We start from the raw sequence: 15723 nt of genomic DNA on the forward strand, positions 1-15723 counted from the left end.
GATCAAACTCTCCAATAAAGTTAGTTTGTCTAGCATCTAAAAATAAAAATTGACGTTCACGTTGTTTGTTTCGTTCAGTTTTCAAAGAACTACTTTGCCGCTCAATTGCGACTTTCTTATGTTAACATCTTCGTTTCCCGATGTCAACTAAGTTTTTCAAAATTCTTTTTTGTCGTTCACTGCGTTTCTGCATCAGCGACGTTTATTAATATATCATGCAGTATATGTAGGGTCAATACTTTTTATAAAAAAATTTCACATCCCGTTAAAAGCTTTAAAAATCATATATCCTTATCATTTTACTAAGTTTACATACGAGTGAAAATTCTAAATTTTATGTTATATTATTATTATAGGAGCGTGGTGAGAATGAGCATTAAATATTCGAACAAAATCAATAAAATTCGGACCTTCGCATTAAGTTTAGTATTTATCGGCCTCTTCATTGCATACTTAGGAGTCTTTTTCCGTGACAACATTATTATTATGACAACATTTATGATGGTTGGCTTTTTAGCTGTTATCGCTAGTACTGTCGTTTATTTTTGGATTGGTATGTTATCTACTAAGACTGTACAAATTATTTGTCCAAGCTGCGATAAGCCAACAAAAATGCTTGGTCGTGTCGACGCATGCATGCATTGCAACCAACCTTTAACACTGGATCCGAGTTTAGAAGGAAAAGAATTTAATGAGAAGTACAATAAAAAAAGCTATAAAGGATAACACGTACTTTCACTTTAGTATTTTTTCATCCCTATATAATAAAGAAAGAGGGTGACTTAATCGTCACCCTCTTTCTTTATTATATATTACGCCTTATGACACTCTGGACAAACGCCATAAATTTCTAAGCGATGACTATTAATAATGAATCCTGTCGTTTTCGCAGCTTCCTCTTCAAGCTGTTCCAAACCTCCATAAGGAAAATCAACAATCTTACCACATTTTTCGCAAATCACATGATAATGTTGACTTGTAACATAATCAAATCTACTTGAAGCGTCCCCATAAGTTAATTCCTTTACAAGTCCAACTTCTTTAAACACACGTAAGTTATTATAGACAGTTGCAACACTCATATTTGGAAACTTACCTTCTAATGCTTTATAAATGTCATCCGCTGTTGGGTGCGTCATAGATTCCACAAGGTACTCTAAAATAGCATGACGCTGTGGAGTAATGCGTACACCCGTATTTTTCAGCATTTCTAGCGCTTCTTTTAATTCTTCTTTGACCACCGTCATGCACCCCGATTCTATACGGATTATTATTTTATAATTCTTATAAAGAGTGTACTCCTTTTCTTATAAATCGTCAATATTTCTACTATAAGTATGTGGTTTATTTTTGTATATAGCCTTATTCTTATGTAACTTCCCGTATTTCCTATACATTTACATAGAAAAAAGTGCGACATAATCGCACTTGGAATACTATCATCTGAGGAGGTATGCCCTACACTTTCACTTTATGTATCGCAAGAAAATATGTATAGACGCATGCCTTACATATGTATTTTTTTCCACATTAATATAGATTTATTTTATATAAGAAAGAACGTCCTCAATATGTCCTTTCACTTTCACTTTACGCCATTCTTTTACAAGTTCACCATCTTTATTGATAAGGAATGTAGAACGCTCGATTCCCATGTACTCTTTTCCAAAGTTCTTTTTCAACTTCCAAACATCGTACAATTCTGCTACTTTATGATCTTCATCTACTAAAAGTACAAATGGAAGCTCATGCTTCTCGATGAATTTCATATGTCTGTTCACCGAATCAGGACTTACGCCAAGGATGACCGTGTCCTTCTCTTGGAATAATCCATATGCATCACGAAAATCACATGCTTCGGTTGTACACCCTGGAGTCATATCTTTCGGGTAAAAATATAAAACTACATTTTTACCTCGGAAGTCAGCTAAGCGAATTTGTTCTCCGGTACTTCCCTCTAATGTGAATTCCGGTGCTATTTCTCCTACTGTGATCATTGTTATCACTCCTTTTCTTTTCTATTACTATAACAAATGCTACCTTATTTTTCATTGTCCATTACAGTCCTTACCACAAAAGCAAACGGTAATGTATATCCAATTAATGCTTCTCCAATTGCAATCCATCTTCCGATTCCAATCGGAGCTATATCACCATATCCAACGGACAATAAAGTAACCGCGCTAAAATATAAACATATTTCAACGAGTTGAAAGGAATGAGCACTTAGCCTATCCCCATCTTCTTTTAAAACCGCAAAACCCATTTCCTCTAGCACAACATAACTTAATCCAAACGCAATCAGTACCGTTGTATAAATTAAAAACAACGTAGCTAAATTGTACAGCGAAAAGAAACGATTGGAATTTGAATATGAACTCCATAATAATTGGACACTTCTCAAAATAGCGATTGCCGCAATTAATAGAATAAATCCCCATAACATGTCCTCCACCTCATTTTATATGTATGAGGACTATAGCGGATTTATCCCTTAGAAACGAACAAGCTTCTATAATTAATTTCCCGCACCACGATATCGTTTAACCCCTTGATTCCAGAGGGTAATTGCAATAGTAAAACAGATAACACCAACAATTGGCGTTGCGAAAGCATAGCTATTCCACTCTGTTTTTCTTAAAAAGTATGCTGCTGGATATACCCCAACAAATGCAAACGGTAAAACAAACGTTAAAACAAAGCCAATAACACGGTTATAAATATCAACAGGGTAGCGTCCATAATTCCCTATGTTATACATAAGCGGCATAATGGAACTTTTCGCATCCGACCAAAAGCCAAGACTTGCAAGCGTAACAAATATCCCGCCGTACACAAGTGCCCCTCCCCCTACCATAAGTAGGAATAAGAAGAAATCATACCAGTAAAAAGATAATTGCAGCTCCATTGCTGCATAACCCATCACAATAATCCCCGTAATAGCTCCAATTAAAGATTCAAGTTCCATTCTTTCTAATATAATTTGAAACAAACTATGAATCGGTCTCGTTAATATACGATCCATTTCTCCTTTAATAATGTAACGATCATTAAAATCCCATATATTAAAGAAAGCTGAAAAAATGGCAAACGGTACTAAAAAGAAACCATAAATAAAGATTACTTCTTCTCGGCTCCACCCTTTTAGTGCTTGGGTGTGCCCAAACACAACGAGAATGAAGATTAAATTAACAGCTTGTAGTGATAAATCTGAAAGTAATCCGACGATAAAATCGCCACGATACTCCAATTTTGTTTTTATATATTGACTTGCATATTGCAAAAATAATTTTATATATATCATCTCGTCATCCCCCTTGTACGATTAGACGTTTTCTCGCCGTTTTCCACATCAGTACAATTGGAATAATAAGTATAATTGCCCAAATCACTTGAAATAATAAAGCTTCATATAACTTACTTCCTTGTATACCTTCAGAGAAAATCATACTTGGAATATAACTAATTGCTTGAAACGGTAAAAACACCATTGCTTTTTGGGCCCATAACGGATAAAAACTAATCGGTAATAATAAACCAGAAAATAAATCGATAACAACACGTTTCGCATACATAATTCCACTATTATTAAATAAGAAGAATGTAAGCATTCCTGTCATTAAATTTATTTGTGTATTAATGATAAAACTAAATATTAAAGATAGGAAGAAATATAACCACGTTTGAAAATTCGTTGTAATTTGTAATGAAAATAATAACGTAACAATAACCATGCCCGGAATCGAAAAGAAAGCAAAACGAAATATCCCTTCTCCAAGCCCTTGCATAACTTTCATACCTAAATAGTTGTACGGACGAATTAGCTCTACCGCCACACGCCCTTCTTGAATTTCCATCGCAATTTCTCTATCTATATTATTGAAATAAAAAGCGCGTGCCATCCATGCGATCGCAATATACGTAGTCATTTGTGAAATAGATAAACTTTCAATATTCTCTTTCCCGCTATAAATTGCTTGCCATAAAAAATAATACGCACCAATGTTAATCGTATAAATTAAAATCCCGCTGTAATAATTTGTACGATAAGCAAGCATCATTAAAAAGCGAATCCGAATCATTTCAATATACTTACCCATGCATAATACCTTCTTCATAAATGTTACGAATAATTTCCTCTGTAGACACTTCGTTAATTTTCAAATCTTTAATTTGAAAGGCTTGTACTACTTTAGAAATCAACATAGAGATGATAACTTCTTCATTCGGTATTTTTGCAACCCATGCGTTTTCTTCTTTCGCTTTTAACCAAACAACATGACTATCTGGCATAACCATTGATAACTCCTGGTATGAAACCGGGGCAACAAACTGAAAATGTATTTCCTTCTCTACTCCCCACTGCGTACGAAGATCATCTAAAGATCCGTCATACATAATATTCCCTTCATCAAGCATGATGACACGTTCACATAAAGCTTCAATATCAGTAATATCATGTGTCGTTAATAAAATTGTTGTTTTATAACGTTCATTCATCTCTTTTAAGAATTCTCGTATTTTCAATTTCACAAGAACATCTAGTCCAATTGTTGGCTCATCTAAAAATAATAACGGCGGATTATGAATTAACGCCGCTGCCAATTCACAACGCATTCTTTGACCAAGAGATAATTTCCGTACCGGTTTATCTAACAAAGGACCAATATCTAACGTTTCAATAACATGTTCCATATGTTCCTTATACTGAGCGTCTGATACACCGTACACTTTCTTCAATAAACGAAATGATTCTTGTACAGCAATATCCCACCAAAGCTGGGAACGCTGACCAAACACAACGCCGATTGTTCTTACAAATTCTTCTCTCTGTTTGTGTGGATTCATTCCATTCACTGTAATTTGTCCTGATGTCGGAGTCAAAATCCCTGTAAGCATTTTAATCGTCGTTGATTTACCAGCACCATTCTCACCAATATAACCAACCATTTCACCTTGCTTTACAGTAAAAGAAACATCATTTACTGCTGGTACTATTTTATAATTACGATTTAATAAATCGCGAAATGCACCCTTTAATCCCGGACGACTTGAATAAGCTGTAAACTCTTTACGTAACCCTTGTACCTCAATTACCGATTTCATAATCGGACCCCCTTCCTAAATGTCACAACGAATAGTTTACCCAACTGCTCCTTCTATCACAAACAATACGTCTTTTCAAAAAACATGTTAGAATAATACATAGATTTTTGTAAGGAGATGAATTGTAGTGAATTTCACAAAATCAGAAGCGTTACATAAAGAAGCTTTAGAACATATCGTTGGTGGTGTTAATAGTCCTTCCCGTTCTTTTAAAGCAGTTGGAGGCGGTTCTCCTGTTGCAATGGAACGCGGAAAAGGTGCTTATTTCTGGGATGTAGATGGAAATAAATATATCGACTATTTAGCAGCGTATGGCCCTATTATTACTGGACATGCTCACCCACACGTAACAGAAGCAATTAAAACAGCGGCTGAAAACGGCGTACTATACGGTACTCCAACAGCACTAGAAGTAAAATTCGCAAAAATGTTAAAAGAAGCAATGCCCGCTTTAGATAAAGTTCGCTTCGTGAACTCTGGTACAGAATCCGTTATGACAACCATTCGTGTTGCTCGTGCTTACACTGGCCGCACAAAAATTATGAAATTCGCTGGTTGTTACCACGGTCATTCCGATTTAGTACTTGTAGCAGCTGGCTCTGGTCCTTCTACTCTTGGAATTCCTGATTCAGCTGGTGTGCCACAAAGTATCGCTCAAGAAGTTATTACTGTTCCATTTAATAATGTAGAAACTTTAAAAGAAGCGTTAGATAAATGGGGACACGAAGTAGCAGCTATCCTTGTAGAGCCAATCGTTGGAAACTTCGGTATTGTTGAGCCAAAACCTGGCTTCCTTGAAAAAGTTAATGAACTCGTTCACGAAGCTGGTGCACTAGTAATTTATGATGAAGTTATTACTGCTTTCCGCTTTATGTATGGCGGCGCTCAAGACTTACTTGGCGTAACCCCAGATTTAACAGCACTTGGTAAAGTTATCGGCGGTGGACTTCCAATTGGTGCTTACGGTGGTAAGAAAGAAATTATGGAACAAGTTGCACCGCTCGGCCCTGCATACCAAGCTGGTACAATGGCTGGGAACCCTGCTTCTATGGCATCAGGGATTGCCTGTCTAGAAGTACTTCAACAAGAAGGCGTATACGAGAAATTAGATGCACTTGGCGCAATGCTTGAAAAAGGAATTTTAGATCAAGCTAAAAAACATAACATCGATATTACAGTAAACCGTCTAAAGGGTGCATTAACTGTATACTTCACGACAAATACAATTGAAGATTACGATGCAGCCAAAAGTACAGATGGTGAAATGTTCGGTAGATTCTTCAAGCTGATGCTTCAAGAAGGTATTAATTTAGCACCTTCTAAATATGAAGCATGGTTCTTAACGACAGAACATACAAAAGAAGATATTGAATATACAATTGAAGCTGTTGGCAGAGCATTTTCTACCCTAGCGAACAATAAATAATCTCTTCATTACAAAAGGAAAAAAGAAAGCCCATCTTTCTTTTTTCCTTTTTTCTATTTCATAAATCCCTCATTAATAGTATAATTATTCATAATTATCTGTTTTATATCCTTTTATATCTTTACTATCCATGTATACAAGGCAGTTCACGCCTTAAATAGTAAGATTATTCAAAATTCATTTTCCAGAGGGGGGATTGACGGATGCTCAATAAAAAAAATAAATGGACACCGTCTTTATTTCAGAATTATAAAAATGCAGAACATGATGCGTGTGGAATCGTTTCCGTTATGGAAAAACGAAGAATTCCTACAAAAGAAAACATCGATCTTTGTATACAATCTCTAGTCAAAATGAATCATAGAGCTGGTTTCATTAACGGCGAAGGAGATGGTATCGGAATTCATATCGACATGCCAAAAGCACTTTGGAATGAAAAACTGAAAAGTAGCGGATATAATCCAACGATTGTGGATCATCCCCACTTTATCGTTGGACATTTTTTTCTAAACAAAAAAGAAAACATTGCCGAGTTAAAAGATTACATTCGTACGCAACTAAACAATGAAAGCTTTACAATTGTTCTCGAAAATGATGATGTAATAAACTCAGATGCACTCGGTCCTCTTGGTAAACAAGAAGAACCTTTATTTTGGCAAATTGCCCTTATCGCCGAAAGTGAAGTTAAAAATATTGAACAAACATTATTTTCTGTAACAATAAAAATCGAAGAAAATGAAGCAATTCATGTTGCCTCATTAAGTCATGAACATGTTGTATATAAAGTTCTCGGTGCTGGCGATACACTCGTTGCTTATTACAATGATTTACAACACCCACTTATCGCTTCAACTATGACACTAGGACATAATCGCTATTCTACTAATACGTTATCTAATTTTTTTCGTGTACAACCATTTAGCATTCTCGGACATAATGGCGAAATTAACACGATCGCAAAATTACGCGATCAAGCTGAAATGATTAATGTACCACTTACTGCCGGGGGCAGTGATTCCCAAGATTTAAACCGCACCTTAGAAACCCTTCTCGTTCAGTATAACTACAGTTTATTTGAAGCAATGGATATATTATTTCCACCAATTATTAATGAAATAAAGCTTTACGAAACAAACTTACAAAACTTATACACTTATATACGTGAGGCTTGGGGGCATTTCGCACAAGGTCCAGCTGGTATTATTTCACGTTATAAAGATGAAGCTGTTTTCAGTGTCGATTCCCTTGGATTACGCCCAGTTTGGAAAGTAGAGACAGAGAGCTCCTATATTTTCTCTTCTGAACCTGGAGTTGTATCACCAACTGAATATGTAGCAGAGCCGAAACCACTCGCTCCTGGAGAAAAAGTTGGATTAAAATGGAATCAACAAGATGAGCTCGTTCTCTATGAATACGACAATTATCAAATTGAAGTATATAACCGTTTTAAGAAACGAATCGATGTTACCAATTATCATGTAAACTTATCTATCCCTGAAACGAAAGAAACTGAGGGATTATGTGATTCGGTTCAAGTTGAAACGAATCAATACGTCGCTTTCGGCTGGGATCGAGAACATATTCAGCTCCTTGAACAAATGGCGACAAAAGGCGTCGAACCAATTCGTTCACTTGGGCATGACTCACCACTTGCCGCACTTGATACAGATAGACGAAATATTGCTGATTTCATTAAGGAAAGTGTAGCCGTTGTTACAAATCCAGCAATCGATCGCGATCGAGAAGTTGAACACTTCTCCACACGTACTGTACTCGGAGAGCGTCCGGGTTTATTAGATAACTCTAAACAACCATTTGTAATCGAGATGCTTTCACCCATTATTTTAGAAGGGAATTTAGCTCAATCTATCGCGGCAGACTTACACACGATTACGTACGAACAACTTATACAGCTATTCATTACTCATAGCTCTGTCTCTACAATTTCTGTTACATTTAGTCCATCAGAAACTCTACAAATCGCATTAAATCGAATTAGTTCCGAAGCGATAGCAGCCGTTAAAAATGGTGCTTCCCTACTATTATTAGATGATGCTAAATCTCATCAAAATGAACTGTTATGGATTGACCCACATTTAGTTACTGCCAAAGTACATCAAGCATTAACTAAAAATAAATTACGCCGGAAATGCTCTCTCGTTATACGTTCCGGTGCCCTTCGCTCCTTACACGATATCGTCACGCTATACGGATTAGGGGCAGATGGTATTAATCCATATTTATTGTTCGCAACGGTAAATGATGAAACAAAAGTACCAATTACTAATTTGTATACCGCACTTAATAAAGGACTAGAGAAAGTAATTTCAACGATTGGAATTCATGAATTACGCGGTTACGGTCGCCTCTTCTCCTCTATTGGATTACATGAGGAAATCGCAAATATATTACAAATTACAAACTTCTGCGGTTCAAATAATTTAGCTTTTTCACTTGAATCACTTGCTGAAGATGCAAAAATTCGAGCTGAGGATTTTAACGATCCAAAAGTTAGAATGCGAAAATCATTTCATATATTCCCGCGGATTTGGAAAGCAATTGGTGATGTTGCAAAAGGAAACTCTTATGATGATTACCGCGACAAGTTAAGTGAATTAGAAGAAAACACTCCCATCGCAATCAGGCACCTTGTTCAAACAAAACAAGCACAGCATGTAGTTCCGACTGAAGAAGTGTCCATCGGCATTCACAATCATGATTTACCATTTATTATTAGTTCTATGTCATTTGGTTCTCAAAATGAAATTGCCTTTCGCGCGTATGCAGAAGCTGCCGATCAGCTAAATATGATTAGTTTGAACGGTGAAGGCGGCGAAATTAAAGATATGATTGGTAAGTACCCACATACACGCGGACAACAAGTTGCATCTGGCCGATTTGGAGTAAACGCTGAACTACTAAATTCATCAAATTTAATTGAAATTAAAATAGGTCAAGGAGCGAAGCCTGGTGAAGGTGGACATTTGCCTGGTTCAAAAGTGACTGCCAAAATTGCGGAAGCACGTAATGCTACAATTGGTTCGGATTTAATTTCACCTTCTAACAACCATGATATTTATTCAATTGAAGACTTGGCTCAAATGATTACAGAAATTAAAACGGCTAATCTTCTTGCAAAAGTAGCTGTAAAAGTTCCTGTCGTTCCTAACATCGGAACAATTGCTGTCGGTATCGCAAAAGCTGGCGCTGACTTTATTAACATTAGTGGATTTGATGGCGGAACAGGCGCTGCGCGTATTCACGCATTGCAACATGTAGGTCTTCCTGTAGAGATTGGTGTTAAAGCTGCTCACAATGCGTTACTAGAAGCAAATATGAGACATAAAGTAGAGATTTGGGCAGATGGCGGTATTCGAAGTGTAAATGACGCCTTAAAAATCATGCTCCTCGGAGCAAACCGAATCGGATTTGGCACATTATCAATGATTGCAATTGGCTGTACAACTTGCCGTGGTTGTCATCTTGATACGTGCCACGTCGGAATTGCAACACAAATTGAATCTGAAGCTCAAGCGAAAGAACATGGACTGCGCCGTTTCGTTCCACGTGAATTAGAAAGCGCAGTTACAGGGCTATTAAGCCTATTCACTACTTTCGGTACAGAATTGAAACGTTTAACAGGGCAGCTTGGTTACACAAACTTACAAGATATTATCGGACGATCGGATTTATTAGAACAAACTCGAGGCAAGGACTTATTAGACTTACGTAATTTAATACAAACGATAGAAGATTTATCTGTGAAAATAACGGCATCTGTACAAGAAAAACAATTTGAAACAACAAATTCTCTCCAGTCAAAAGAATTAGTAAGCGTCGGCGTAGAGCAACGCGTAATGGGCGGTCTAGAATCCTGTTATCGTATTCGTAGCAAATTATATGAAAACACTCATCTTGAACCACTTACATTAAAGTATACAAACGGATCTGTTCCCGGAAACGGATTAGGCGCGTACAATAGCGAGAACTTATTTATACACGTAAATGGTGGCGCGCAAGATGGAATTGGAAAAACTTCATTTGGCGGTGGCATTTATATAACGAAAGCAAAAGGAACAGATGGAACATATTATAACGGTTCTGTCGGGAAAGGATTTGGATACGGTGCTCAAAAAGGTGCATTATACGTGCAAGGTAACGCCGATGCTCGTGCTGGCATTCGCCTTTCTGGAGCAGATATGATAATTGGAGGCAGAATTACAAAACCACTCCGCGAAAAAGAACAAGGAAATATCGGAGTATATTCTAATATAAAAGGATTTGCTTTTGAATATATGACAAATGGTCGCGCTCTTGTTTTAGGAGATCCTGGTCCATGGATTTGTGCCGGCATGACTGGTGGTGTTGTTTATTTACATCATGATCCAAACTTAGGTTTAACAGAACACGCTTTAAAAAGAAGAATTGCTAAAGGTGCAAATGTAACATTACAGCCAATTAGTAAAAATGGTTTGCAAGATGTGAATGAATTATTATTAGACTACATTCGTGTATTAAATGAGCACGAACAATATGAAGAAGTCGCTTTGTTAACACCATTATTAGATGATATCCAGCTTCACTTCTATGAAATTATCCCGAAAAAAGAACAGGCGGATCCATCTATTTCAACTGAATGACATGTACAATATTTATTTTCATAAAAAAATTGACGAAGCGAGCATCGCATAGTAATCTAGAATAACAATTTGAAACCTGCTGAAATTCAGCAGGTTTTTTTATTAAAGAATAGATGTTTAAAGAGAATTTGGAGAAATTATAAATTGATTGTAATTTATTTATTAAACTTTTTAACGTCACTAAAATATCACTTGCTAACATATTGTAATGAATGTATAGTATCATGTTGTACATTCATTATGACAAGAGAAAGGATATCAATAAGGGTATGAAACTTGGTGCTCGCATTTTAAAAACGGGTATTGCCATTACATTAGCTTTATTTGCTTGTATTTTACTTCAATTACCGAGTCCTGTATTTGCGGGAATCTCAGCTATCTTTGCTGTTCAACCGTCTGTATACCGCTCGTATTTAACTGCTCTTGAGCAAATTCAAGCAAACGTAATTGGTGCTGTATTCGCTATCGTTTTTGCTACTGCTTTTGGACATAATCCTTTTATTATTGGATTAACGTGTATATTAGTAATTGCTCTTACTTTGCAATTACGCTTAGAAAAAACAATATCACTCGCTTTAGTAACAGTTATCGCCATTATGGAGTATCAAGGCGAAGATTTCTTTAATTTTGCCTTACTTCGATTCGCGACGATTATGATTGGAATTATTGCGGCTTCTCTTGTAAATTTAGTATTTATGCCGCCAAAATATGAAACAAAACTTTACCATCGCATCGTTGATAATACAGAGGAAATTGTTAAATGGATTCGTATGAACAGTAGGCAAGCTTCTGATTTTACAACGCTAAAAACCGATATTGATCGCATGAAAGAAAAAATGATTAAACTAAATCATTACTATTTGCTGTATAAAGAAGAAAGAAGCTATACGAAAAAAATACAATTCGCGAAAATTCGTAAGCTCGTTTTATTCAGACAAATGTTAGCGACAACAAGCCGCGCTTTAAGCACGTTAAAATCATTACATCGCACCGAAAATGAACTGCGCTATATGCCAGAAGAGTTTCAGGAATCTATTCAAAACGAACTTGATTCATTAACGCATTATCACGAACAAGTGTTATTAAAATTTATTGGTAAAGCAAAGAAACAACAATCCGTTGAGATGCTTGATGAAGTTGAAACAGGTAAACAAGAATTGATTGATATCTTTATGGATTATCAAAATAAGGACGATGAGGAAGCATATAAAATATGGTTACACCTCTTCCCTCTTATTTCTTCAATTATTAACTACAGTGAGGAAGTAGAGCATTTAGATTTACTTGTGGATAGCTTCTACACATACCATAAACCAGAAAGCGAACTCCAAATCGAAGATAAAAAAGAAGACGAATAAAAAACAGCTCCTTTTACGCTAAAGGAGCTGTTTCTGTTATATGCTGAAGTTGATATAGATTGTAATAAAATCCCCTCTTTTTCATTAACTCTTCATGAGAACCCTTTTCTTTTATTTCACCATCTTCAACATAAATAATTGTATCAACATGCGTAATCGTCGCTAATCGATGTGCAATAATAATTGTTGTCCGATCTGCAGCTAACGTTTGCAGTGCCTCTTGAATATATCGTTCATTTTCTAAATCTAAAGCGGAAGTTGCTTCATCTAATATAAGTAAAGACGGATTCTTTAGAAAAACCCGTGCGATTGCTACACGCTGTCTTTGTCCACCAGATAATTTCACACCACGTTCCCCAACGACAGTATCATAGCCCTCTGGCAACTCTGTAATAAAATTATGAATTTGTGCAGCTTTGGCAGCTGAAATCACTTCCGCCTCTGTAGCTTTCGGATTGCCATATAAAATATTAGCCCCGATTGTATCGCTAAATAATAAATTATCTTGTAGCACAATTCCAATATGACTACGTAAATTTCTCATATTATACTTTCTTACATCTATCCCGTCTATATAAACTGCACCTTCAGAAACATCGTAAAAACGCGGAATTAAACTAGCAAGAGATGACTTTCCTCCTCCACTTGCCCCTACAAGCGCAACCTTCTCTCCCGGGCGCATAGTTAATGACAGATTATGCAATATTTCTTTTTCATCCGCATTATAACAAAAAGAAACATTATCAAATATAACTTCCCCATCTAGCCTTTTCGCTTGCACCGCATTTGGCACATTAACAATATCGTATTTTTCATCCAACAATTCAAACACTCGATCCATCGAAGCGAAAGACTGTGTTAATGTTGTAGATGAATTAACAAGGCGACGAAGCGGACTATATAAACTATCCATATATCCAACAAAAGCAACCATCGTACCCAGTGTTAACGACCCTTGAATTACCTCATATGCCGCAAAACCAATAACAAGTAACGGCCCTAAATCCGTTAACGTATTCACTACCGAAAACGTTCTCGCCGTCCAACTCGTATGAGTTAGTGCTTTCGTTAAAAATTCATTGTTTCTCTTTTCAAACTGTCCTCTTTCATACTCTTCTAATGCAAAACTACGTGTCACTTGCATCCCTTGAATACGTTCATGTAAATACCCTTGCATAGTTGCTAACGCTTGCGAGCGCTCTTTCGTCAATTTTCGAAGGCGCCCGAAAAAATATTTCACTGCAACTACATAAATAGGTAAGATTAATAAAGCAACAAAGGTTAATTTTATATTCATAGAAAACATAACGATAATGGCAATAACAATTGTTGCAGTATCTAACCAGACATTCATAAGACCAGTAATTACAAAGTCCTTCGTTTGTTCTACATCATGGATTACACGTGAAATAAGCTCCCCTGTTTTTGTGTTCGAATAATAACGTAAGCTCAATTTTTGCAAGTGCCCAAAAATGTATTTTCGTAAATCGTATAGTATTGTATTGGCAATGCGCTGCGCGAAATATTGACGATAATATTCTATCGGCGGTCTTACTACTGCAAAAATAAAAAAAGCAATCCCAATTGCGGTTATTAATTGAGACGTTTTTTCTTGAAGCGATCCCGTGCCTTGAATAACATCATCAATAATATACTTTAATAACCATGGCATAATAAGCGGGATACCGAACTTCACAAGACCAATAATAATTGTAATAGCAATAAGCCATCGATATGGTTTAACAAATTGTAAATATCTTTTTATACCTTGCACATAATCCCCCCTCTAATAGGACAAACCTGCCGGGAAATTCCCTGCAGGTTTGTTTTAATTTCTGTACATTAAATATCTTTCGTACCACATATCTACGAAATCCGGTGCGAATGGACCTTTTCTTTGATGAATCCACTGTGTTAAATGTGCTACATTTCGTTTTAAAATTGTATCAATAACAGGTGGATACTGCATGATTTGACTATGCTTTTCATACTCATCTTCATCCAAAAGTGTATATGTCATATCTGGGTACACTTTAATGTCTAAGTCGTAATCAATATACTTTAATGCTTCAGAGTCATATGCAAAAGGAGAACTTAAATTACAATAATAATATACGCCTTCTTCTCTCAGCATTCCAATTACATTAAACCAATAATTAGCATGGAAGTAACAAATCGCAGGTTCGCGAGTAACCCATGTTCGACCATCTGATTCCGTAACTACTGTACGATCATTTGCTCCGATCACAAGACTCTGCGTCCCTTTTAAAATTGTTGTCTCTTCCCACATTCTATGAATGGAGCCATTATGTTTATAACTATGTATTTGTACCTTTTCTCCTTCTTTGGGAAATCCCATATATGCTCCCTTCTTTCAACCGCAAATGCTTTTCTTAAGTTGTCTTAACTACCCCTTGAACTGCATTCACTTTTTTTCTATTATAACTTTTTTGTCAAAATTTTAAAACTAAAGCGATAGGATACTTGTTTTCATGAGGAATATAATGAAGTTTGTATTATTGAATACCACATCACTAACCTTTTTAACGAAGGAACATTTCCTATGAATTAGCAATACGTATTTTAGAAGATTAAACGAAGATATAACAAAAAGAAAAGCCCCCTCACCTCTGTTTAAGAAAGGACTTTTCACCTAAAATCAACAACATATCTCACCCTTAATTTGAAATTATTTTTTCGGTTTCAAAAGATTGAATCACATTATTCGTTTGCTGTTCAAATTTTTCATGCAAAAGTTTTAATGCTATTTCTGTTCTGTATATTTCTTGACGGATAAAATGCAATTCTTTTTTATCGCACGTATCCCTTCCACTCATTTCAATTTGCTGATACTTCTCTAAATGTGATTGTAACTTTAAAAGCTCATCCATCGTTTCCAACTGCTCTCCTACCAACTTATCAAAATCGTTCATCACTTACCCCCTTTTTGATTCATTCGCCAGTTATAATTCCTATTACATATTTTCTAATCGTGAACTTCTTTCTCCTTTGACTATATTTGTTGACTTATTAGAAGTTATGTCGTTCCCTTTATTTTCATTACAGTGACACGCACACAAAGAAAACACTTCTCTCGAATTGAAGTGAACCCGAATAGTGGTACATGAAAAAAACACCTCCTGAATTCGCATACTAAGTATGCAAATTCAATGGAGGTGTTTTTCGTTTGAAG

Annotated in this window: 13 protein-coding genes; 4 read left to right on the forward strand and 9 right to left on the reverse strand. The window is 36.0% G+C overall.

Translation table 11 applies throughout. The annotated features are described in order from the left end of the window. Window positions 1-369 precede the first annotated feature (369 nt). Window positions 370-726: a YgzB family protein gene (locus ABH957_RS28825; RefSeq protein ID WP_002063699.1), complete on the forward strand. Its 357-nt coding sequence runs from the start codon at window positions 370-372 to the stop codon at window positions 724-726. 86 nt (window positions 727-812) lie between these two features. Here ABH957_RS28825 and perR read toward each other — a convergent pair whose 3' ends face one another. The 6 genes from perR to ABH957_RS28855 form a co-directional block, all read right to left on the reverse strand. Beyond that, window positions 813-1241, reverse strand: coding sequence for a peroxide-responsive transcriptional repressor PerR (gene perR / locus ABH957_RS28830; RefSeq protein ID WP_165762387.1), 429 nt, complete (start codon window positions 1239-1241; stop codon window positions 813-815). Between the two features lie 300 nt (window positions 1242-1541). Further along, complete coding sequence (gene bcp / locus ABH957_RS28835) at window positions 1542-1997, reverse strand: thioredoxin-dependent thiol peroxidase (RefSeq protein WP_002010353.1); 456 nt, start codon at window positions 1995-1997, stop codon at window positions 1542-1544. 44 nt (window positions 1998-2041) lie between these two features. After that, entirely contained in the window at window positions 2042-2446 is a 405-nt protein-coding gene (locus ABH957_RS28840; RefSeq protein WP_002091112.1) for a potassium channel family protein, read from the reverse strand. A gap of 72 nt (window positions 2447-2518) precedes the next feature. After that, entirely contained in the window at window positions 2519-3304 is a 786-nt protein-coding gene (locus ABH957_RS28845) for an ABC transporter permease (protein ID WP_002091114.1), read from the reverse strand. A 4-nt stretch (window positions 3305-3308) separates the two neighbouring features. Next, entirely contained in the window at window positions 3309-4100 is a 792-nt protein-coding gene (locus ABH957_RS28850; protein ID WP_000521522.1) for an ABC transporter permease, read from the reverse strand. Continuing rightward, window positions 4093-5106, reverse strand: a complete 1014-nt coding sequence (locus ABH957_RS28855) for an ABC transporter ATP-binding protein (RefSeq protein WP_404449254.1) — start codon at window positions 5104-5106, stop codon at window positions 4093-4095. The genes ABH957_RS28850 and ABH957_RS28855 overlap by 8 nt, the downstream gene beginning before the upstream one ends. Before the next feature lie 127 nt (window positions 5107-5233). On the opposite strand from ABH957_RS28855, the gene hemL reads away from it, so the two are divergent. From hemL to ABH957_RS28870, 3 genes are all read left to right on the forward strand, one after another. Continuing rightward, complete coding sequence (gene hemL, locus ABH957_RS28860; RefSeq protein WP_404512844.1) at window positions 5234-6532, forward strand: glutamate-1-semialdehyde-2,1-aminomutase; 1299 nt, start codon at window positions 5234-5236, stop codon at window positions 6530-6532. Between the two features lie 203 nt (window positions 6533-6735). Beyond that, window positions 6736-11172 carry a glutamate synthase-related protein gene (locus tag ABH957_RS28865; protein ID WP_404458315.1) on the forward strand — a complete coding sequence of 1479 codons (4437 nt, stop codon included), beginning with the start codon at window positions 6736-6738 and terminating at the stop codon, window positions 11170-11172. Between the two features lie 269 nt (window positions 11173-11441). Beyond that, complete coding sequence (locus ABH957_RS28870) at window positions 11442-12530, forward strand: aromatic acid exporter family protein (RefSeq protein ID WP_002063696.1); 1089 nt, start codon at window positions 11442-11444, stop codon at window positions 12528-12530. Between the two features lie 13 nt (window positions 12531-12543). Here the strand turns inward: ABH957_RS28870 and ABH957_RS28875 are convergent, their stop codons facing one another. The 3 genes from ABH957_RS28875 to ABH957_RS28885 form a co-directional block, all read right to left on the reverse strand. Beyond that, entirely contained in the window at window positions 12544-14304 is a 1761-nt protein-coding gene (locus ABH957_RS28875; protein ID WP_404512846.1) for an ABC transporter ATP-binding protein, read from the reverse strand. Between the two features lie 54 nt (window positions 14305-14358). Then, a complete protein-coding gene (ntdP, locus tag ABH957_RS28880; RefSeq protein WP_000506630.1) occupies window positions 14359-14889 on the reverse strand; it encodes a nucleoside tri-diphosphate phosphatase in 531 nt (176 codons plus the stop codon). A 319-nt stretch (window positions 14890-15208) separates the two neighbouring features. Then, a complete protein-coding gene (locus tag ABH957_RS28885; protein WP_002010338.1) occupies window positions 15209-15463 on the reverse strand; it encodes a YgaB family protein in 255 nt (84 codons plus the stop codon). Window positions 15464-15723: the final 260 nt, after the last annotated feature.

The organism is Bacillus sp. RC242 (assembly GCF_044908245.1).
GTDB classification, from domain to species: domain Bacteria; phylum Bacillota; class Bacilli; order Bacillales; family Bacillaceae_G; genus Bacillus_A; species Bacillus_A mycoides.